At 48.7% G+C, this 21,138-nt stretch carries 17 protein-coding genes and 2 pseudogenes; 11 read left to right on the top strand and 8 right to left on the bottom strand.

From position 1 onward, the window contains the following. Positions 1-42: 42 nt before the first annotated feature. Together pyk and O1Q98_RS02300 are read right to left on the bottom strand one after the other, a co-directional pair. Entirely contained in the window at positions 43-1,485 is a 1,443-nt protein-coding gene (gene pyk, locus O1Q98_RS02305) for a pyruvate kinase (RefSeq protein ID WP_125259623.1), read from the bottom strand. Positions 1,486-1,663: 178 nt separating this feature from the next. Beyond that, entirely contained in the window at positions 1,664-2,533 is an 870-nt protein-coding gene (locus tag O1Q98_RS02300; protein WP_125259622.1) for a MurR/RpiR family transcriptional regulator, read from the bottom strand. A 365-nt stretch (positions 2,534-2,898) separates the two neighbouring features. On the opposite strand from O1Q98_RS02300, the gene zwf reads away from it, so the two are divergent. Next, on the top strand, positions 2,899-4,374 hold the full coding sequence (zwf, locus tag O1Q98_RS02295; RefSeq protein ID WP_125259621.1) for a glucose-6-phosphate dehydrogenase: 1,476 nt from the start codon (positions 2,899-2,901) through the stop codon (positions 4,372-4,374). Between the two features lie 154 nt (positions 4,375-4,528). Then, positions 4,529-5,170: a bifunctional 4-hydroxy-2-oxoglutarate aldolase/2-dehydro-3-deoxy-phosphogluconate aldolase gene (locus O1Q98_RS02290; RefSeq protein ID WP_125259620.1), complete on the top strand. Its 642-nt coding sequence runs from the start codon at positions 4,529-4,531 to the stop codon at positions 5,168-5,170. Positions 5,171-5,344: 174 nt separating this feature from the next. On the opposite strand, the gene O1Q98_RS02285 is transcribed toward O1Q98_RS02290, so the two are convergent. Both O1Q98_RS02285 and purT read right to left on the bottom strand, forming a co-directional pair. Next, positions 5,345-5,641 (bottom strand): TM2 domain-containing protein, encoded by a 297-nt coding sequence (locus O1Q98_RS02285; RefSeq protein WP_125259619.1) that lies wholly within the window; start codon positions 5,639-5,641, stop codon positions 5,345-5,347. 256 nt (positions 5,642-5,897) lie between these two features. Further along, positions 5,898-7,077: pseudogene (gene purT, locus O1Q98_RS02280) on the bottom strand (formate-dependent phosphoribosylglycinamide formyltransferase). Between the two features lie 301 nt (positions 7,078-7,378). On the opposite strand from purT, the gene O1Q98_RS02275 reads away from it, so the two are divergent. After that, positions 7,379-9,406: a S9 family peptidase gene (locus O1Q98_RS02275; protein ID WP_125259617.1), complete on the top strand. Its 2,028-nt coding sequence runs from the start codon at positions 7,379-7,381 to the stop codon at positions 9,404-9,406. A gap of 408 nt (positions 9,407-9,814) precedes the next feature. On the opposite strand, the gene O1Q98_RS02270 is transcribed toward O1Q98_RS02275, so the two are convergent. Continuing rightward, positions 9,815-10,048 (bottom strand): DNA polymerase III subunit theta, encoded by a 234-nt coding sequence (locus tag O1Q98_RS02270; protein WP_125259616.1) that lies wholly within the window; start codon positions 10,046-10,048, stop codon positions 9,815-9,817. 164 nt (positions 10,049-10,212) lie between these two features. On the opposite strand from O1Q98_RS02270, the gene copC reads away from it, so the two are divergent. From copC to O1Q98_RS02245, 5 genes are all read left to right on the top strand, one after another. Further along, on the top strand, positions 10,213-10,575 hold the full coding sequence (gene copC, locus O1Q98_RS02265) for a copper homeostasis periplasmic binding protein CopC (protein WP_125259615.1): 363 nt from the start codon (positions 10,213-10,215) through the stop codon (positions 10,573-10,575). Next, a complete protein-coding gene (gene copD / locus O1Q98_RS02260) occupies positions 10,576-11,457 on the top strand; it encodes a copper homeostasis membrane protein CopD (protein ID WP_125259614.1) in 882 nt (293 codons plus the stop codon). It begins immediately after the preceding gene. A 242-nt stretch (positions 11,458-11,699) separates the two neighbouring features. Beyond that, positions 11,700-12,209 carry a non-heme ferritin gene (gene ftnA / locus O1Q98_RS02255; RefSeq protein ID WP_125259613.1) on the top strand — a complete coding sequence of 170 codons (510 nt, stop codon included), beginning with the start codon at positions 11,700-11,702 and terminating at the stop codon, positions 12,207-12,209. Positions 12,210-12,554: 345 nt separating this feature from the next. Beyond that, entirely contained in the window at positions 12,555-12,935 is a 381-nt protein-coding gene (locus O1Q98_RS02250) for a DUF7940 domain-containing protein (protein ID WP_205744260.1), read from the top strand. Between the two features lie 5 nt (positions 12,936-12,940). After that, the gene (locus O1Q98_RS02245) at positions 12,941-13,624 is read left to right on the top strand and encodes a DNA/RNA non-specific endonuclease (protein WP_125259612.1); all 684 of its coding nucleotides are present in this window, start codon (positions 12,941-12,943) and stop codon (positions 13,622-13,624) included. 41 nt (positions 13,625-13,665) lie between these two features. Here O1Q98_RS02245 and O1Q98_RS02240 read toward each other — a convergent pair whose 3' ends face one another. Further along, complete coding sequence (locus O1Q98_RS02240; protein WP_125259611.1) at positions 13,666-14,076, bottom strand: hemerythrin domain-containing protein; 411 nt, start codon at positions 14,074-14,076, stop codon at positions 13,666-13,668. Between the two features lie 446 nt (positions 14,077-14,522). On the opposite strand from O1Q98_RS02240, the gene O1Q98_RS02235 reads away from it, so the two are divergent. Beyond that, the gene (locus O1Q98_RS02235; RefSeq protein WP_125259610.1) at positions 14,523-15,611 is read left to right on the top strand and encodes an acyltransferase family protein; all 1,089 of its coding nucleotides are present in this window, start codon (positions 14,523-14,525) and stop codon (positions 15,609-15,611) included. Positions 15,612-15,866: 255 nt separating this feature from the next. Next, positions 15,867-16,219: pseudogene (gene tnpA, locus O1Q98_RS02230) on the top strand (IS200/IS605 family transposase); the annotation flags it as partial. Positions 16,220-16,324: 105 nt separating this feature from the next. On the opposite strand, the gene O1Q98_RS02225 reads toward tnpA, so the two are convergent. Continuing rightward, positions 16,325-17,620 (bottom strand): YeaH/YhbH family protein, encoded by a 1,296-nt coding sequence (locus O1Q98_RS02225; protein ID WP_205744259.1) that lies wholly within the window; start codon positions 17,618-17,620, stop codon positions 16,325-16,327. Between the two features lie 19 nt (positions 17,621-17,639). After that, complete coding sequence (locus O1Q98_RS02220; protein ID WP_125259608.1) at positions 17,640-19,574, bottom strand: PrkA family serine protein kinase; 1,935 nt, start codon at positions 19,572-19,574, stop codon at positions 17,640-17,642. Between the two features lie 642 nt (positions 19,575-20,216). Here O1Q98_RS02220 and O1Q98_RS02215 point away from each other — a divergent pair. Then, on the top strand, positions 20,217-21,068 hold the full coding sequence (locus O1Q98_RS02215) for an aldo/keto reductase (RefSeq protein ID WP_125259656.1): 852 nt from the start codon (positions 20,217-20,219) through the stop codon (positions 21,066-21,068). The last annotated feature ends 70 nt before the right edge of the window (positions 21,069-21,138 follow it).

Below are 21,138 nucleotides of genomic sequence, written 5' to 3'. Positions count from 1 at the left end.
CGCTGTAAGTGCTATTTTTAGCGTGGCGCGCTTTGCGAACGGTTATTCAACCCGCAACACGCGAACCGTATTCGTGGTGCCAACCGTGCCCATCACATCGCCCTGAGTGACGATGACCAGGTCGCCTGACATCAGGAAGCCTTTGTCGCGTAGCAGGATAACCGCGTCATTTGCGGCGGCAACACCATCAGAATAGCTGGTGAATTGTACCGGCGTAACACCGCGATACAGCGCCGTAAGGTTCAGCGTGTGTTCATGGCGAGACATGGCAAAAATCGGCAGACCAGAACTGATACGTGACATCATCAGCGCGGTACGGCCAGATTCAGTCATAGCGATAATCGCCGTTACCCCGTTTAGGTGATTGGCGGTATACATCGCTGACATCGCAATCGACTCTTCCACGTTGTCGAATTGCACATCAAGACGGTGCTTGGAGACATTAATACTGGGGATTTTCTCGGCGCCAAGACAAACCTTAGCCATGGCAGCGACGGTTTCTGCCGGGTATTGACCAGCGGCCGTTTCGGCTGAAAGCATCACCGCATCGGTGCCATCCAGCACGGCGTTAGCGACGTCCATGACTTCGGCACGGGTCGGCATTGGATTCGTTATCATCGATTCCATCATTTGCGTCGCAGTAATGACAGAGCGGTTCAGCTGGCGTGCGCGCCGGATCAGTTTTTTCTGGATACCGACTAATTCCGGGTCGCCGATTTCAACGCCCAGATCGCCACGCGCCACCATCACAACATCAGAGGCCAGGATAATATCATCCATGGCTTCGTCGGTGGATACGGCTTCTGCACGTTCGACTTTGGAAACGATTTTGGCATGACTGCCCGCTTCCCGGGCCAGACGGCGGGCATAATGCAGGTCTTCGCCAGTGCGGGGGAATGATACAGCGAGAAAATCCACACCGATTTTGGCGGCGGTGATAATGTCGGCCTTGTCTTTTTCCGTCAGCGCCTCGGCGGATAAACCGCCACCGAGCTTATTAATACCTTTGTTGTTTGAAAGCGGGCCACCGACGGTCACTTCAGTGAACACCTTCATACCGTCTACGGTGAGCACTTTCAGTTGCACTCGGCCATCATCAAGCAACAGAATATCGCCGGGGACGACATCATTCGGTAAGCCCTTATAGTCAATACCGACTTTTTCTTTATCGCCTTCACCTTTGCCAAGATTGGCATCCAGCAGGAACTTATCCCCAATATTCAGGAAGATCTTGCCTTCCTTAAATGTTGAAACGCGAATTTTTGGCCCCTGAAGGTCGCCCAAAATAGCGACATGGCGGCCAAGTTTAGCCGCAATTTCACGCACTTTGTCTGCGCGGAGTTGATGGTCTTCCGGGGAGCCGTGAGAGAAATTCAGGCGCACTACGTTAGCGCCCGCAGCAATAATCTTTTCCAGGTTATTGTCACGGTCTGTAGCGGGCCCGAGCGTGGTGACGATTTTGGTTCTTCTGAGCCGTCTGGACATGTATAACTCCGTTGACTGGTGAAGCTGTTGTAATGTGGTAATGCCGTCAGATGAGAGGCGGGCGCTATTGCTACCCTTGCCGCCCGGTTCTGTGCGGATGCCATGCCTGTAATTATGATTGAGTAACAAGATATCTGCTCGCCAGATATCATCCTTGTTACCCGATGTTATAGCATAATTAATTAAATGGATTGCTGAATCGTTCTTCCTTATCAAATCTCGATTCGCGTAATGCTTCCTTGACCCGCTTCAAGTTATCGCGGAATTTTGCGCCGCGCCGCAGCGTAAAACCGGTGGCCAACACATCTATCAGCGTGAGCTGGGCGATGCGTGAAACCATCGGCATGTAGACATCGGTATCTTCAGGAACGTCCACCCGTAATGTGAGCGAGGCTTCGCGCGCCAGAGGTGAGCCATCGGACGTGATTGCAATAACGGTAGCATCGTTTTCCCGCGCGAGCCTTGCCATTTCAACCAAACTTTTTGTGCGGCCGGTATGCGAAATCAGTACAACGACATCACCGTCGCCGGAGTTCATGCAGCTCATACGCTGCATCACCAGATCATCAAAGTACACGACGGGAATATTGAAGCGAAAAAACTTATTCATCGCATCATGGGCGACAGCGGCTGAGGCGCCAAAGCCAAAGAAAGAAATTTTCCGGGCTTGCGTCAGAAGGTCTACGGCCCGGTTGACCGCCTGAATATCCAAACAGGACTTCACATGTTCCAGGCCTGCCATGGTGGATTCAAAAATTTTGCTGGTATACGACTCGACAGAGTCATCCTCTTCGACATTTCGGTTCACATAGGGTGTACCATTTGCCAGACTTTGCGCCAGGTGCAGCTTGAAATCAGGGAACCCTTTGGTCTCCAGACGACGGCAAAAGCGGTTGACGGTGGGTTCGCTAACCTCGGCCATGTTGGCAAGTGTCGCAATACTGGAGTGGATAGCTGTTTGTGGCGATGCGAGAATCACCTCTGCCACTTTGCGTTCGGATTTACTCAGCAACTCCAGATGAGACTGGATTTTTTCCAGCATATTCATATGACAACGACCATCTATGGTATTTTGGATTTCAACCAAAGGTGAAACCAATGCGGATTTGGTGAAATATACTACGAGCCTGCAATGGTTGGCAGCGGTAGGCACAGCGAGTCACCTGCTTTTTTTGTCAGAATATGAGCTGTGTCTAACTTTCAGAACAGTAACTGACTGTCAAAAACGATGGAAAATTTCTCTTTTAGGCACAGACCAGACCTGTTTTTCCTGTTCACGCCACGGCTTCTGGAGCCTTACACGGCAAGAAATAGTGGATTATGTTGTTTTCTTACGGGTTTACTGGTTTGTGTCAAAAAGAGTACATTATTAATGTAATAAAATTACAGCGTCCTGCAATGAGGAGATTGAAAATGGCGGTAACGTCAACAGCCCAGGCGTGTGACCTGGTTATTTTCGGTGCCAAGGGAGACCTGGCTCGCCGTAAATTGCTGCCTTCACTGTATCAACTGGAAAAAGCAGGCCATATTCATCCGCAGACCCGCATTATTGGGGTAGGGCGTGCGCAGTGGGACAAAGATGCCTATATCAAGGTGGTGCGCGAAGCACTGGACACCTTTCTCAAAGAGCCCCTGGACGAAACATTATGGGAGACGTTGAGCAATCGGCTTGACTTCTGCAATCTGGATGTAGAAGACGCAGAGGGTTTTGTCCGTCTTGGCAAGATGCTTGACCAGGAGAATCGTACTACCATCAATTATTTTGCAATGCCGCCAAGCACATTTGGCGCGATTTGCCGAGGCCTTGGTCAGGCTGGGCTGAATAAAGAGCCGACGCGCGTGGTGATGGAGAAGCCGCTGGGTACGGATTTGGCTTCCTCTCGGGTCATCAACAATCAGGTGGCGGAGTATTTCAACGAATGCCAGGTTTACCGCATAGACCACTACCTTGGTAAAGAGACGGTACTCAACCTGCTGGCGCTGCGTTTTGCCAACTCGTTATTCGCCAATAATTGGGATAACCGGACGATTGACCACGTGCAGATTACCGTGGCCGAGGAAGTCGGTATTGAAGGGCGCTGGGGCTATTTTGATAAAGCCGGCCAAATGCGCGACATGATCCAAAACCATTTGCTGCAAATTCTTACTATGATCGCCATGTCGCCACCGGCGGATCTGAGTACCGATCGTATCCGTGATGAAAAGGTCAAAGTGCTGCGTTCGCTGCGCCGTATCGATCGCTCGAATGTGCATGAAGTGACGGTACGCGGCCAATATACCAGTGGTTTTGTGCAAGGGCAGAAGGTTCCAGGCTATCTGGAAGAAGAGGGTGCCAACAAAACCAGCAATACCGAAACGTTCGTGGCCATTCGCGTTGATATTGACGATTGGCGGTGGTCGGGCGTGCCGTTCTATCTACGAACCGGGAAGCGCTTGCCGTCGAAATGTTCTGAAGTGGTGGTGTACTTTAAGAACCCGGCGCTTAATCTGTTCCATGATTCTTATCAGCAGTTGCCTCAAAATAAATTAATCATTCGGTTGCAGCCTGATGAGGGCGTCGAAATCCAGATCTTGAATAAGATCCCGGGGCTTGATCATAAACATCGGCTGCAAACCACCAAGCTTGACCTGAGCTTTTCAGAAACCTTTAACCAACAGCATTTGGCCGATGCCTATGAGCGCCTGTTATTGGAAACCATGCGCGGCATTCAGGCGCTGTTCGTGCGTCGTGATGAGGTAGAAGAGGCCTGGAAATGGGTTGACTCGATTATGGATGCCTGGGCGATGGACAACGATTCGCCCAAACCCTATCAGGCGGGAACCTGGGGGCCGGTGGCCTCTGTCGCGATGATCACCCGTGATGGTCGTTCCTGGAACGAAGTGGAATAAATGGTTTTGCCCCGTAATGTCTCGGGGCAAAACCGTTAGCGTTTTTTGGCTGACGGTGCGGTCGGACGTCCGTGGGTAACTGCGGACCCCTGTGGCAGGGGCGCACTCAATCATTAATCAATGCCCGTGTGGGCATGACTGGAGATTACCCTTAATGAAAAACTGGAAAACCAGTGCAGAACAAATTTTGACAACGGGCCCGGTTGTTCCTGTTATTGTTATTAACAAACTGGAACATGCCGTACCGATGGCAAAAGCCCTGGTCGCAGGTGGGGTGCGAGTTCTGGAGTTGACACTGCGTACTGAGTGCGCGGTAGAAGCGATTCGCTTGATTGCACAAGAAGTCCCTGAGGCTATCGTCGGTGCGGGTACAGTAACCAATCCTCAGCAACTGGCTGAAGTGACGGCGGCTGGCGCGCAGTTTGCTATTAGCCCTGGTCTGACTGAACCGTTACTGAAAGCGGCGAATGAAGGTTCTATTCCGTTGATTCCTGGCATTAGCACGGTGTCTGAGCTGATGTTGGGCATGGATTACGGCTTGCGCGAATTTAAATTCTTCCCGGCGGAAGCGAATGGCGGGGTGAAAGCGCTGCAAGCGATTGCCGGGCCGTTTGGCAAAATCCGTTTCTGCCCGACCGGTGGCATTACGCCCAACAATTACCGTGACTACCTGGCACTGAAAAGCGTGCTGTGTGTCGGTGGCTCCTGGCTGGTGCCCAATGATGCACTGGAAAGCGGTGATTACGATCGTATTACTGTTCTGGCGCGTGAAGCCGTGGCAGGGGCTAAAGCCTAATCCGCCGATTTATTGTTATATTGATTATTGGCACACCGACAGGCTCGCATTAGCGGGCCTGTTTTTTTATGGCATGACGCTATTTTTTCTGAGCGTGTCTCAAATAAAAAACGGCTTCTTTTGCTTTGAAGCCGTTGAGAGAAACCGAGACAGGGTTAATTGAACCAACCGGTATTAATTGTATTTTCTGGCGAACTCTTCATCACTGTTGCACAGGTAAATGATGAACTCGATAAAAGCAATAATGGATGGAATAAGAGTCCAGAAAAACAGCAGGTAGAGAATACCCTGGCCTGTTTTACCTAAATAGAATTTATGTGCGCCAATCCCACCTAAAAAGAAAGCAAAAAGTGCAGCAGATATGCGGCTTTTTTCACCTTTTACCGACTGAGTTGCGCCACAATGCGGGCAAGCTTTAGCGGTACTGTGAACTTCTTTACCACAACCTCGGCAGAAAACCATCCCAGACATCTAAATCACTCCTAATAGTTGTTAAAGCAGACAAATATTAACTATTTTTTAAGTTTTGCACTACCACTAAGCCTGTAAATAAAACAGATTATGAGTCGTCTTAATGCAATAAAGCATCCGGTTTGGGAAATTCGAACCTGCGGATGTTTGAGCGTGCGATGCGGTGAAAATAACCAGGATAGTCAGTCAGAGATCCTCGCCGGACAACGGATGTCTATCCTGCCCGACGAGGAATAACCGGCGAAGAGGGAAGGTGTTAACCGCTGACCTTCACTGCGGCTGCGACGTTTTTCGCCAGCTCAATCGCTGCCTCGGTGGTGTGCGCGGTGGCTAGCGCCACGCCCATACGTCGGCGACCGCCGATCTCGGGTTTACCGAACAAGCGCAACTGAGTATGTGGCTGTAACGCCTGTTCCAGGCCTTGATAGCGAACGTCATGGCTATTGAGCTCGGGTAAAATCACGGCAGAGGCCGCAGGGCCATATTGGCGGACGTTACCAATGGGTAAGCCGAGAAAGGCTCGAACATGCAATGCAAATTCGGACAGATCTTGAGAGATCAACGTCACCATGCCGGTATCGTGTGGGCGAGGTGAGACTTCACTGAAGATAACGTCATCACCACATACAAACAGCTCCACGCCGAACAGACCAAATCCACCCAAGGCTTTGACGACCTTTCCTGCAATTTCTTTTGCCCGCAACAGTGCCAGCTCACTCATTTGCTGCGGTTGCCAGGATTCGCGGTAATCGCCGTCTTCCTGACGGTGGCCAATAGGGTCACAAAAATGTAAACCGTCGATGGCATGAATGGTCAACAGCGTGATTTCAAAATCAAACTTGACCAGCCCTTCAACAATCACCTTACCACCGCCGGCTCGACCGCCTTCCTGAGCATAGCGCCAGGCTGTTTCAAGTTGTTCCGCAGAGCGAATCAGGCTTTGGCCCTTTCCAGAAGAACTCATCACCGGCTTGATGATACAGGGAAAACCCAGCTCATGAGCGGCGTGCTGAAATTCAGCTTCGTTTGCGGCAAAACGGTAGTGAGAGGTAGGCAGCTCAAGCGTTTCTGCCGCCAACCGACGAATACCCTCACGGTTCATGGTTAAGCGAGTCGCTTCAGCACAGGGCACCACGCGCTGGCCCTGTTGCTCTAGCGCGACCAGCATATCGGTGGCAATCGCTTCAATTTCCGGCACGATATTAATCTGGACGTTCTTGCTCAATCAGGTTTCTCAGTGCCTCGCCATCAAGCATATTAATCACGTGGCTGCGATGAGCAACTTGCATAGCCGGAGCATCGGCATAGCGATCGACTGCGATCACTTCAATTCCCAAACGTTGACACTCAATCGCGACTTCTTTTCCCAATTCGCCAGAGCCGAGCAACATCACACGAGTGGCGCTGGGGCGCAAAGCGGTTCCGATTGTTAACATAACCTGATACCTGATGGTGGTGTAAAAAAGGGTGTCGTAAAAATCATGATGCAAAAAACAGACAAGCCGGAAAGCCTGATAACCGGGGTGCTGATTGTGGCGCAGTATAAACGAAAACGTTTGCGTTTGGCATCACTCTGCGTACCGATACGCAAAAGTGAGTGAAATGACGCGCCGAGTTCGGTATGGACTGGATTCTGCGAAACATTCGTGACAGGCTGCGCTGACTGGCTGCTCACCGGTGTTTACAGGCATCTGTTCGGTGAGTCAGAGACGTTGTTGAACACAAGGAGTCACCTGAATGAAGGCGCCACAAGCAGAAAAACGGCCTCACCTTATGACGATGCACGGCGAAACGCGCATCGATAATTATTACTGGTTACGTGATGATAATCGTCATTCCCCGGAGGTGCTGGATTGGCTGACGCAGGAGAATCGCTACTGTGAACAGGCGATGGCTGCACATGAGGGGCTGCGTCAGACATTGTACGATGAGATGGTGGCGCGCATCCCGGCAGAAGATGTATCCGTGCCTTATGTTAAGCGCGGCTATCGCTATCAGAGCCGTTATGTTCCTGGCTGCGAGTATGCCATTTATCAGCGCCAGCCAGAGCAACAGAGCGACGAGTGGCAAGTCTTGCTGGACGCGAATCAGCGGGCGCATGGAAAAACGTTTTATCATCTTGGCGCATTGGCTGTCAGCCCGGATAACCGCTTCATGAGTGTGGCGGAAGATGCGCTTTCCCGTCGGCAGTATGCGATAACTTTTCGCGATCTGTTTTCCGGTGAATGGCTGCCAGACTGCCTGGATAATGTCTCAGCTGATAGCGAGTGGGCCGCAGACTCCCGAACCTTTTACTATGTGCGCAAACATCCCCAGACATTGCTGGCATATCAAGTGTATCGCCACCGTTTAGGCGATGATCCTGCGCTGGATGAACTGGTTTACGAGGAACAGGATGACGCGTTTTATCTGAGTCTGGATAAAACCACGTCGGAGCGTTACATCTTAATTTACCTCGATAGCACAACCAGCAGCGAAGTATTGCTGCTTGATACGCAAGACCCAGCCGCCAGGCCGCACGTGTTTTTGCCCCGTCGCACCGATCATGAATACCAAATAGATCATTTCCGCGATGCGTTTTATGTTCGCTCAAATCGAGTGGGGAAAACATTTGGTTTTTATCAGGCGAAGGATGCTGATGAGAGCAATTGGCAAACACTGATAGCCCCTCAGCCTGATAGCGTATTTGAAGGGTTTGCATTGTTTGATGAGTGGTATGCCATTGAAGAGCGTCAACAAGGGCTTACGCAACTGCGTTATGTGCATTGGCTCACCGGCGTCTCTCATCCGATAGTCTTTAACGACCCGGCTTATGTCTCCTGGTTGAGTTACAATCCATCGCCACATTGCACGACACTGCGTTACGGTTATACCTCTATGACAACGCCGACCACGCTGTATGAGTTGGATATGGCAACCGGTGTGCAACGATTGCTAAAACAATCAGAAGTAAAACAGTTCGATGCCAGTCATTATCGCAGCGAACGATTATGGATACAGGCCAGCGATGGTGAGTCTGTTCCGGTTTCTCTGGTTTACCACAAAGCGTGTAAGCTCGCAGAGAGTCCCCTGCTCGTGTATGGCTACGGCGCTTATGGTAGCAGTATCGATCCTGATTTTAGCAGCAGTCGTCTTAGCCTGTTGGATCGTGGTTTTGTCTATGCACTGGTGCATGTTCGTGGGGGCGGCGAGCTTGGGCAACGCTGGCACGACCAGGGGCGTCTGTCTAACAAACTCAACAGTTTTACCGATTTCATCGACGTCACTCAGGTGCTGCTGGCGCGTGGTTATGGCGATCCGGCAAACGTATTTGCGATGGGAGGAAGTGCCGGGGGACTGCTGATGGGGGCGGTGGTGAACATGGCTCCTGCCCTTTTTAAAGGTGTGGTTGCTCAGGTTCCTTTTGTTGATGTGTTAACGACGATGCTTGATGAGTCTATTCCGCTGACAACAGGGGAATACGATGAGTGGGGGGATCCGAATGATGCGGTGGATTATCACGTCATTCGCCGCTATAGCCCTTACGACAATGTGACGGCCCAGGCTTACCCACATATGCTGGTGACAACCGGGTTGCATGATTCTCAGGTGCAATATTGGGAACCGGCAAAATGGGTCGCGAAGCTGCGAGAGCTGAAAACGGACGATAACCTGCTGTTGCTGCATACCGATATGGGGGCCGGGCATGGAGGAAAATCCGGGCGGTTAGCACAATTTGACGACATTGCGCTGGAGTTTACTTTTCTAGTCAGTCTTATCGCGTGAAGGCGTTGTAATGATGGGTCAAGCGGTGTGAGTGCATTGCCACACTGCTTGAGACTATCGCGATCACCGTGTGTCATGAGGCAGAGGGTGATCGCAGGGTGTTAAGACCCGTGATTGCGGCGTTTAATCGTTAGCTTTCAGCCTGAGGTAGTGCTTTCTTGGCTCGTTTTTCTGCCCGTTTTTGCGCCGCTGTTTTTAGCGGTTTTTTTCGGGTGTTCTTTTTGCTATCCATTCCTTTACTCATTTCATTTGCCTCACTTGGTAAAAGGTCGGTTTGCCTGTTTATTAACCTCCCATTCGGGGCGTGATGCAAGTAAAAAATGTGTTTATCACAGCCAGAGTGACAATGGCCGTAACGGTTGCCTTGGCAACGAGCCACCCTCGCCAGACATATTGATAATGATGCTGTTATTTATTGCCGCTGGGGTCATAAGGCAGAGTAGAGAACTGGTGGGAAATCTCGCGATAATAACGTACCCGATCACGAAAATAGCTACGTAAATGCGCGGGTTGCTGCTGTTCAACGTCGTTTGCGATGACGGGCATGTTATAGCGTTCGCGAAAGGCGATGCTGGATGCCGCCAGATCCACATTCACTTTTTCCATTTCTTCGTGAGGCCGTTCAGCCAAATTGTATCCCATAATGGTCTCCTGTTTATTGCGCGACAAAATTAAAACAGAAGTGCGCAAATGGCAAATGCTGTCACCCTATCTTACCTCGACATCGGCAGAGAAGGCTCGTATCCTCGTCGCCAGCTAACGGTTAGCCAATTGAGGATCGATATATGTTGGGCATCAGGCGATTTATGACACGCATTGGATTGAACGGACTGGTTTTACTTGCCGGGGTGATTTGTTCACAGATGGCGTTAGCGCATGCGCATCTGAAAAGCCAGACCCCGGCAGCAGATGCGGCGGTGGAGGCTCCCCTTAGCGCGTTGTCATTAACGTTTTCCGAAAATATTGAGCCTGCGTTTAGTGGCGTCACCCTGGCACTTAATGGCCAGTCGATTCAGACCGGTCATGCCGTGCTGGATAACGAACACAAAAATATCTTGCGGATACCGCTGGATAAAACGCTTGTGAGCGGCAGTTATCAGGTGAATTGGCACGTGCTCTCTGTTGATGGACATAAAACGTCGGGAAGTTACCGGTTTTCTGTCAAATAAATGGCAGCGTTGGCGTTTGGGTATGTTCTATTGCGAGGGCTTTATTTCACCAGTGTGATGTTACTGGCTGGTGTGGGGTGTCTGGCGGGTGGGCTGGCCCCGCTGAGTTACCGCGCAAGGCTGGTTGGCCGGTTGCGAATAGTGACCGGGGTGTGTTGTCTGATTGCTGTTTCCAGCGCGCTGGGCATCTTGTGCTTACAAGTTGGCCTGATGAGTGGCGACGAGGCGAATATTGCCGATATTGCGACATGGCGCGCAATGCTTGGTACGGAATTTGGCCGGGTTTGGCGCTGGCAGCCATTATTGGCGTTGGTGGCCTGTTATGGTGCGTTCCGGCCAAGGGCCAGTCATGCGCGTTGGTTATTGTTGTGTTGTGTCCTGCAACTGCTGGCAACGTCATGGCTGGGCCATGCCGCGATGCAAGAAGGCTGGCCCGCATTTTTTCATGGTATCAATCAGGCATTGCATATATTGGCGGCGGCTTTCTGGTTTGGTGGATTAGCGCCTTTGGCGGTGGTTGTGCGTGATACACATAACCCGGCGTGCCGTGCTTTGGCGATAACAACGCTGATGCGTTTTTCTTATTATGGGCATCTTGCCGTTGCCTTGGTTGTGGTGACGGGGGTTATCAATACCTTGTTAATTCTTGGGTGGCCTATTTCTGCCTCTCTTGTTTATGGCGGCTTGTTGGGGGTGAAGGTGTTGTTAGTGGTGATAATGGTGCTGCTAGCGTTGTTCAATCGCTATTGGGTCGTGCCGCGTTTTCGTGAAGCGCCAGCGCATTCTACCCGCTATTTTTTGTACGTGACATATAGCGAATGGCTGCTAGCGGTAGGGGTGATTGCACTGGTGAGCCTTTTTGCAACCTTATCCCCAATTTAAGTTTTCATTTAATAACGGCTGTTCTCCTAATTCCTCTACAGTAAAATTAACAATGAAAATAATTATCAAATGCACTTATGGTTTTTAGACTTTTAATGAAAAGCATTATCAAAAATAAATGATAATGCTTTGAGTATCTGTGATGTTTTGCTTGTTTTGGTTAATTTTTTGTTTCGATTTTTGGGTGTTAAAGGCATAATGCTGTCCATCATTCACCCGCCAGTAAGAAATAGGGAACCGCCATGTTAAAAAAAGAAATGATTCAAAAGCTGAATGAGCAACTTAATCTGGAGTTTTATTCTGCTAATTTATACCTGCAAATGAGCGCGTGGTGTGGTGACAAAGGCTTTGAAGGGGCATCGGCATTTCTAAAGTCGCATTCGCGTGAAGAGATGGAACACATGCAGCGCCTATTTGATTACCTTGATGATACTGGCAGCTTGCCTGTATTGGGTGCGATAGCCGCTCCGCCGGTTGATTTTGCCTCACTGCAAGATGTTTTCAAACTGACTTATGAGCATGAGCAGCTTATTACATCGAAAATTAATGAACTGGCTCACGCAGCGATAACATTGCAAGACTATTCAACGTTTAATTTCCTGCAATGGTATGTGGCTGAACAACATGAAGAAGAGAAGCTCTTTAAATCGATTCTGGATAAATTGGGTATGGTCAATGCTCAAGAGGGTGGGTTGTTCTTCATTGATCAGGATTTGAAAAAAATGGCGTCAGCTGTCGCGCCATCTGCCTGATAATAGGCTGGCGGCGGATATATTTCCGCCGCATTTCTAATGCCGCATATATTTTCCTGCCACAGTTAATATCGTTACCTTCCCCGCGATGGAATCACCTCAATAAATTTTATTCTATTTCTAATAATAAACTCATGTCTGTATTGATAATAATTCGCACTGGCTCTGTTTTCTCAGTGACGTAATTATTATTGTCTTGATTAAATCCGTATTAATTGTTCTGCCAGCCATAGACGCACTCGGTATATGCAGGCTGATGTGTGATAACACCGGATAATAATGCATTCAAAAATGCAGAACGCGGCTGTTCTGCCTTGGTGTGTTATCAATTTATTCGGAGTCATCATGATGGTGGAATTATTGTGTGTCATTGTTTTTGCGTTGGTAAGTGTGTTGGTCGTCTTACTTTGCCAGCGTTATACCTCACTGGAATTTGTTGCGCATGCGCGGTTGATTTTTAAAACCTGGTCTTTTTGGTTGTGTAATACAGCCGCCTCGCTTGGCGCCATTGCATTAGCATTACCGGATCAGGTATTACAGCTTTGGTCTTCTCTGCCAGCAGAGATTAAGGCCATGCTGCCGCCAAATGTATTGAGTCAAGCCAGTGTGTATTTATTGGTGCTGGGTGTTATCAGCCAGTTTATTCGCCAGCAAAAATTGTCATTATCCTCGGCACCTCATCGTGTGGCCGCAACGCAAAATCAAGATATGACAGATAAGGGTTGATAGCGATGATGCGAGCCCTTCTGTTACTGATAATATTGGCGTGGGGTTCTGTTGCCAGTGCTGCTCCTTCATCTTGCCCTGGAAAGTTTATTTATGATGAACAACCGGACATTGAGTATGACGAGGCACTCTGTTTCGCTGAATTTGCGGTGCTTTACAGCCATCGATATAAAGCACCATTAATTTCAGCTGAACGCCTTACGGTGGAGAAAGTCCGTGCGGCAGAGCAACTGAGGCGGCGAGACACCTTTCATGTTGAATCAACACTGCCGATAGATGTTCGCTCGACGCCAGATGATTATCAACACTCGGGGTATGATCAGGGACACATGACGCCGGCGGGTAATATGCCGGATAGTCACGCGCAGTATGAATCATTCTCGATGGCGAATATCACGCCTCAATTGCCGATATTAAACCGTATTGCCTGGCGACGCATTGAAACGTCTGTGCGTCAGCAGGCTTTGCTGGACGGTGAGGTCTGGGTTGTTACCGGCGCTTTATTTAGTGAGCAACGTATTGGCGGCGGCGTTGCGGTGCCTATGCTGATTTATAAAGCTGTCTATGGAAAATCAGGGCAGCACGTGTTTGTCGGTAATAATCAAACCGGGGAAGTGACGTTGATGTCACTATCTGATTTCACCACTCGTTACCATATCATGCTGATTAATAAGGGTAGCAGGACGTAAGACGCCGATCCCCGGTGTTACCGGGGATCGCATGTTTGATGTTATGCGCTGGCGATGCGGGGATAAAAATCGTGATTCTCACGCTGCATGCGCTCGTACACTCGCCGCAAAACACGGTTGGCATCCTGACGAAACGCATCATCATTGCCACATAAGCTGGCAGCCGTGTTCCAGCGTCGAGAGAAAGTGTTGTATTCCGCCGCAATGTCTTCCATGTCTTGCTGATAGGCTTGTCCCATCATAGCCAGTGCAGGATCGTGATGCTGCTGTAATGCGGGGTAAAGCACGCTGTCTTCTGCCGAAAGGTGCAGTTTAATAATGGCGCTCATCTCGACAATTAAACGCGCGATATCCTGCGCATGCTGGGTCACGCCTGCTTTGCTAAGAAAACGCAACCGGTCAATATGAGAGAGAATGTCAGTGTGCTGATGTTTGAATTTATCCAGATTCATGCTGCGGGTGCTCCATATAATTGTGATGACAATCTTTAAGATGCATTCTATATGCAATTTATTGTGAGTCAATAAATAATCACGCATCATACAGCAACCCACTGGCTGTTTAGCGGTTGATTGTAATAGCGCCGGTTTAAATCAGATATGTTATCAATAAGTCATTAAGACGCCTTTGTGGGACGACGAGTGTGGGTAGTTCTGTATCCCCTAGGATGCATAATGCTATTATCGGTATAACTCAGTCCTGCCGGTGATGTAGGATGTCTGGCGATTGTCAGATCGCATAATGTGTGCCTAGCGCCATTGACGATAACGACTATTTTTTTGAAGTTGTTTAGCAATGACGGAGGGTTATTGCATGGCGGATAGAAATGTTTTAATATTAGATAGTTAACGTTTTGTTTTTATTAAATAAAAAATCGCTTTCTGACTTAAGGGTTTGTATGTACAAAGAGTGGAATAACATCAATTACATTGACATACTTAAAGGCGTTGGGATTTTATCGATAGTCATAGGTCATTCCACAGAAGTGGGGAGCGTTATTTTTAAATATGTATATTCATATCATTTGGCTCTTTTTTTCTTCATTTCTGGTTTTTTGTATAGCGAAGGTAAATATGGTTTTAATCCATTTTTAAACTTGGCGGGAAGATTTAAGAATAACTATCCGAAATATGTTCTTTATGCGGGCATTCTAGGTTCGATTCATAATCTTCTTATAGACTTTCATATATATAACGTGTCACTAGTATACTGGACGTTTTATGATTTTCGAAATTATATTCTAAATAGCGCTGCATTCACTAACTCTGATCTTTTATATGGTGCTACGTGGTTTGTTTTGCCTTTGGTTTTCTCTTCGTCAATATTCGGTGGGATAATCTATTTTGGGAATATTGTTAGGCGGAGGACCCAAAGCAATTTGATGAAAAACATTGCTATTGTAATATTGGGGTTGTTCTGTTGTACATTGGGATATGAGCGAATGATTATAAAATACATATTGCCAATGCGACTAGATGTTGCCTTATTTGTCATTCCTTTGTTTATTATGGCATATTTTTTGAGGGTTTATGTTAAGAACTATGAAAATTATTTAAAATGGTATATTGCTGCTGCCTTTTTTTTCATAAGTATTTTCTTAACGCATGAAATGAAGGAGTATGTTTCCTTAGGGGCGCAACAGATTGTGATTTATAGCTTCTATATATTATCAGTGATTGGTATATATCAATGTATGTACCTGGCGAAATTAATAAAAGAAAGGGGTGCTATAATTGCAAAAATATTTTCTGTTATGGGAAAATATTCATTTGAAATTATGGCTTTCCATTTTTTATGCTTCAAGATTTTTGATGTTATATACAGTAAGGTTATTGGTGTAACGAGTTCTTCTGTGATTGAAATGATGCCCGCTTCGTACAGGGATGTATATTTATGGCCTGTATATATCTTGATTGGTTGTTCTGTTCCTACTGTGTGTGCGTATTTTGTTAAGAATGGCATAAGTAAGATTTTAAAGAAGGCTTAAGTGGTGATTTTAAAAAACGCAGGAATAGTGAGTGAGTTCGGTTACCTTGTTTTATATTGACATAAAAGGTAATTATTGCTTGATTCGGTTGTTAAAAAACTAACAGTCATCTTCATCGGTGGCTGTTGGGTTTATTGTCAGCTTTAAACCACTTCCTCGGGAGGTGGTGATTGTTCCTGTGAGGCTATAGCCTGAAGAAAGCCCATGCCAGAGGCTCTTATCTTACTCACCACAAGTAAGAAGGAAATCACTGACATGAGCAGTTATAGAAGTTCAGCACATGTGTTTTGGCGTTGCAAATATCACTTGGTTTGGACACCAAAATATTGCTATAAGATTTTAACGGGAGCAGTGTGGAAAGCGCTTTATCGTTCAATTTACATACAGTGCAATAGGAAGGATTGCGAGATATTGGAATTGAATGTGCAATCAGATCATGTTCACTTGGTAGTAATGATCCCACCCAAACTCTCGATATCGACGTTAATGGGTGTCCTGAAAGGACGCGGTGCTTTCGCCTCTACAATAAATTTCCGCATATACGAAAAAAGCTTTGGGGCAATCACTTCTGGGCAAGGGGCTACTACAGGTGGACACCATCATTGAATGGACGACTATCGAACGGGGCTTGTAAAAGAAAAACAGCCAGCACGTCATACGTTGCTGGCTGTTTATTGTTTGTAAGGCTGTTTGGGCATTACCCCATCAACCGTTCAATTATTAACCGTTTGCTTGTGAAAGATTTCGCGGAATACCGGGTAGATGTCATCCTGGTCGCGAATGTGCTGCATGGCAAAATTATCGAATTTCTCCTGCAACGCCTCATACTCTCGCCACAGCGTTTGGTGCGAACGGCGAGTAATTTCGATGTAGCTGTAATAGCGTACGAACGGCAGTAATCGTGTGGCTAACCATTCCCGACAGAGTGGGGAGTCATCGGCCCAGTTATCGCCATCCGATGCTTGCGCGGCGTAAATGTTCCACTGTGCTGGGTTGTAACGCGCTTTAACCACTTCCTCCATCAGTTTCAGGGCGCTTGATACAATGGTGCCGCCGGTTTCTTGCGAATAAAAGAACTCTTGTTCATCCACTTCTTTGGCCTGCGTATGGTGGCGGATGTAAACCACCTCGACATTTTTGTATGTTCTGCTGAGAAACAGGTACAACAGAATGTAGAAACGCTTGGCGATATCCTTGGTGGCTTGATCCATTGAGCCGGAGACGTCCATCAGACAGAACATCACCGCCTGGCTTGATGGCTCAGGCCGTCGCTCGTAATTTTTGTAGCGTAAATCGAACGTATCAATAAACGGCACCCGGGCGATACGCTGGCGCAATTCGGCGATTTCCTGGCGTAATTTCTCCTCTTCCAGCAATTGTACCGGTTCGGTATTTTCCAGTAATGCCAATTCCTCCTCACGCTGGTGCAGTTCGCGCCGTTTCCCCGCTGTCATTGCCATGCGGCGGGCCAGCGAGTTCTGTAGTGAGCGCACGACGCTGATATTGGCTGGCACACCGTTAGAGGTAAAGCCAGCCCGGTGGGTTTTATACTCATTTAATTGACGGTGTTCAGTTTTTTTCAGGTTAGGTAGCGCCAGATCCTCAAACAGTAAATCGAGATATTCGTCTTTTGAAATCTGGAAAACAAAGTCATCTTGACCTTCGCCGTCCTGCCCGGCATTACCCTGGCCTGAGCCGCCGCTCCCTCCGCCCCCTTGCGGTCGTTCAATTTTGTCATTTTGTACAAAATGATCGTTACCGGGATGAACCCGGTGGCGCACGCCACCTCGGCCCTGATGGAACATGGGTTCACTGATGTCAGTATTGGGGATAGAGATAGACTCCCCGTTATCAACATCAGTCACTGAACGCTTGTTGATGGCCCCGGCAATCGACTGTTTTATCTGCGATTTGTAACGGCGCAAAAAGCGCTGGCGATTAACCGCGCTTTTATTTTTGCCGTTCAAACGCCTATCAATAAAATAGGCCATGTTTCCCCCAAACGACATGACTTGTCGATGTATGGCATCAGGACGATTTCCTCACGCGCAGGTACCATTCACACAGTAAACGGACTTGCTTGCGGGTGTAGCCTTTTTCCATCATCCGGTCGACAAAATCATCGTGTTTTTTCTGCTCTTCCGTTGATGTCTTGGTGTTAAACGAAATCACCGGCAGTAATTCTTCCGTGTTGGAGAACATCTTCTTCTCAATGACCGTGCGCAGCTTCTCATAGCTTGTCCAGTTCGGGTTGCGGCCATTGTTGTTGGCGCGGGCGCGCAAAACGAAATTGACGATTTCGTTACGGAAATCTTTGGGATTGCTAATGCCTGCCGGTTTCTCGATCTTCTCAAGTTCCGCATTCAGTGATTCGCGATCGAATAACTGCCCGGTATCAGGATCACGGTATTCTTGATCCTGAATCCAGAAATCAGCATAGGTCACATAGCGGTCAAAAATGTTTTGGCCGTATTCAGAATAGGATTCAAGGTAAGCCGTTTGGATCTCTTTACCAATGAACTCAGCATATTTAGGAATTAAATACCCTTTCAGGTGCTCCAGGTATTTCTCCGCGATATCTTGCGGGAACTGCTCCCGTTCGATTTGCTGCTCCAGCACATAAAAGAGGTGAACAGGGTTGGCGGCCACCTCGCTGTGGTCAAAGTTGAATACGCGCGAGAGGATTTTAAAGGCAAAACGGGTGGACAAGCCTTTCATACCCTCATCGACCCCAGCGTAATCACGATACTCCTGATAAGATTTGGCTTTCGGGTCGGTATCTTTCAGGCTTTCTCCGTCATAGACCCGCATTTTCGAGTACATGCTGGAGTTTTCCGGGTCTTTCAGTCGGGACAAGATTGAAAAACGAGCCAATGTTTCCAGTGTGCCGGGGGCGCAGGGCGCACGACTCAACTCACTGTTTTGCAGCAATTTGTCGTAAATCTTGACCTCTTCCGAGACGCGCAGGCAATAAGGCACTTTGACGATGTAAACACGGTCAAGGAAGGCTTCATTGTTTTTGTTGTTACGGAATTGCACCCATTCTGATTCGTTGGAGTGCGCCAGAATGATGCCGTTGAATGGCAGGGCGGCAATCCCTTCAGTACCGTTATAATTCCCCTCCTGCGTGGCCGTCAGCAGAGGGTGCAACACCTTGATCGGTGCTTTGAACATCTCCACAAACTCCATCACGCCTTGGTTGGCGCGGCATAGCGCACCGGAGTAACCGTAGGCATCGGGGTCGTTTTGCGCGAAGTGCTCAAGTTTACGAATGTCTACTTTACCGACCAACGCAGAGATATCCTGATTGTTTTCATCCCCCGGCTCGGTTTTTGCGATAGCCAGTTGCGCCAGAATCGATGGCCAGACTTTAACAACGCGGAATTTAGTGATGTCCCCGCCGAACTCTTGTAAGCGCTTGGCTGCCCAGGGGGACATGATGGTGCCCAAATACCGACGTGGAATGTTGTACTCTTTTTCCAGAATAGCGGCATCTTCCTGCGGATTAAACAGGCTCAAAGGGTGATCGTTGACCGGGCTGCGCTCGCCATTAGCGCTTAACACATAAATCGGCACCCGCTGTATCAGTGCTTTCAGCCGCTCTGCCAGAGAAGATTTACCGCCACCGACCGGGCCTAACAAATAGAGGATCTGTTTCTTCTCTTCAAGACCCTGCGCAGCATGCTTCAGGTAAGAGACTATCTGCTCGATGGCCTCTTCCATGCCATAAAATTCTTCAAAGGCAGGGTAGCGGGCGATTACCCGGTTAGAAAACAAACGAGACAGACGCGGTTCCTGAGCGGTGTCTACCATGACAGGCTCACCGATGGCCATTAACAATCTCTCTGCGGCATTCACATACGCGCTGCGGTCTTGCTGGCAGATGGTAAGGAATTCCTGTAGCGAGAACTCTTCGTCCTTGGCAGCGTCATAGCGCTGACGGAAATGATCAAATATGTTCATAGCGTAGCCCGTCCTTCGTCGATTAACACAGAGTAAGAGAGCGAATGGTATGCATAAGGCCTATGTAATGAGTGGCTCTCCCGGAAGAGGATCTCTTTGACTGAATACAGCAACCCTTATGCCAACTTCGTGGTATCCGGGCTGTGCGGGGCGACCGCACCTTGGCATAGCCAGAAGAAATCCGCATCCTTGTTTAAAGCGTAGTTTGCATCCATAAAATTTCCTCTATTCTTACCTCGTAATTTTAAGATATTTCAATGACTCACTTCGGCAGCGACCGGCAAAACAGCGTGCTAGCGCCGGTCTGACGCGGTGTTACGTTGAACAGACGAAAGCGTTATAACTTATGTTTCTCTTTCTGTAATGTGATGTGGCGCAGAGCAAAACGGCATGGGTTTTTCATTGCATGGAGGGATGGGCATGGGGGAATGGCGATAGTGCGGTGTTGTGATGCAAATGGTGTGACAGAGAGACAGAGAGACAGAGAGACAGAGAAAGGTGCAGATGTGGGGTGATGAGATGAAGGTGTTTGTTGATGCCCCGCCTTTGTCGATATGCCGCATGGAAAGCGTGCAACCTTGGTCTGTTTGCCCATAAACAGTGCGTGCGTTGTTGATTACACTGATGAAGGGAGGAGACATGATGGAAAAACAGGTGATGTTTGCGCACGGCACCGCTGTGCCGGCAATAGGTCAGGGCACTTGGTTTATGGGGGAGAGCACTCACGAGCGGCACAATGAAGTGAGTGCATTACAGGCGGGGATTGATCTTGGCATGACGCTGATAGATACCGCTGAAATGTATGCCGATGGTGGCGCCGAGCGGGTTGTCGGTGAGGCGATTCGTGGCCGTCGGGATAACGTCTATCTGGTGTCAAAAGTGTATCCGCATAATGCAGGTGGCGCACGGGCGATTGCCGCGTGTGAGGCGAGCTTAAAGCGCTTACAGACTGAACGCATTGACTTATACCTGTTACATTGGCGTGGCGGTATTCCGTTACCGGATACCATTGCTGCGATGGAGGCACTCCAGCAGGCAGGGAAAATTGGCCAGTGGGGCGTATCTAATCTGGACGTGGCCGATATGGAGGAACTGTGGGGGTATCGCGGGGCTTCGCAGTGTCAGACTAATCAGGTGTTATACCACCTGGGGTCGAGAGGGATTGAATACGATCTGCTCCCCTGGTGTCAGCAACACAACATGCCGGTAATGGCATATTGCCCACTGGCGCAAGCCGGGCAGTTGCGTCACGACCTGATGCGCCATCGAAACGTCGTGGATATCGCGCAGCAACTGGGCGTGACACCGGCTCAGGTGCTACTGGCGTGGGTGATTCGTCATCCCGGCGTGATAGCCATTCCCAAAGCAAGCACGTTGGCCCATGTCAGGCAGAATGCGGCTGCATTGCAAGTGACGTTGTCACCAGAAGATATCGCCCGTCTGGATAACGCCTATCCTGCACCGCGTAATAAACAACCGTTGGATGTGGTGTAGCGCTGCGATTGGCGGGAAGTGTTTAGGGACAATAGAATGCTGGCCGTTAGCCAGCATTCCTATCTGATTC

The sequence above is a fragment of the Dickeya lacustris genome (genome assembly GCF_029635795.1).
Taxonomy (GTDB): Bacteria; Pseudomonadota; Gammaproteobacteria; order Enterobacterales; family Enterobacteriaceae; genus Dickeya; species Dickeya lacustris.
The sequence above is the reverse complement of the archived record's forward strand: the minus strand, read 5'-3'. Positions and strand labels throughout refer to the sequence as shown.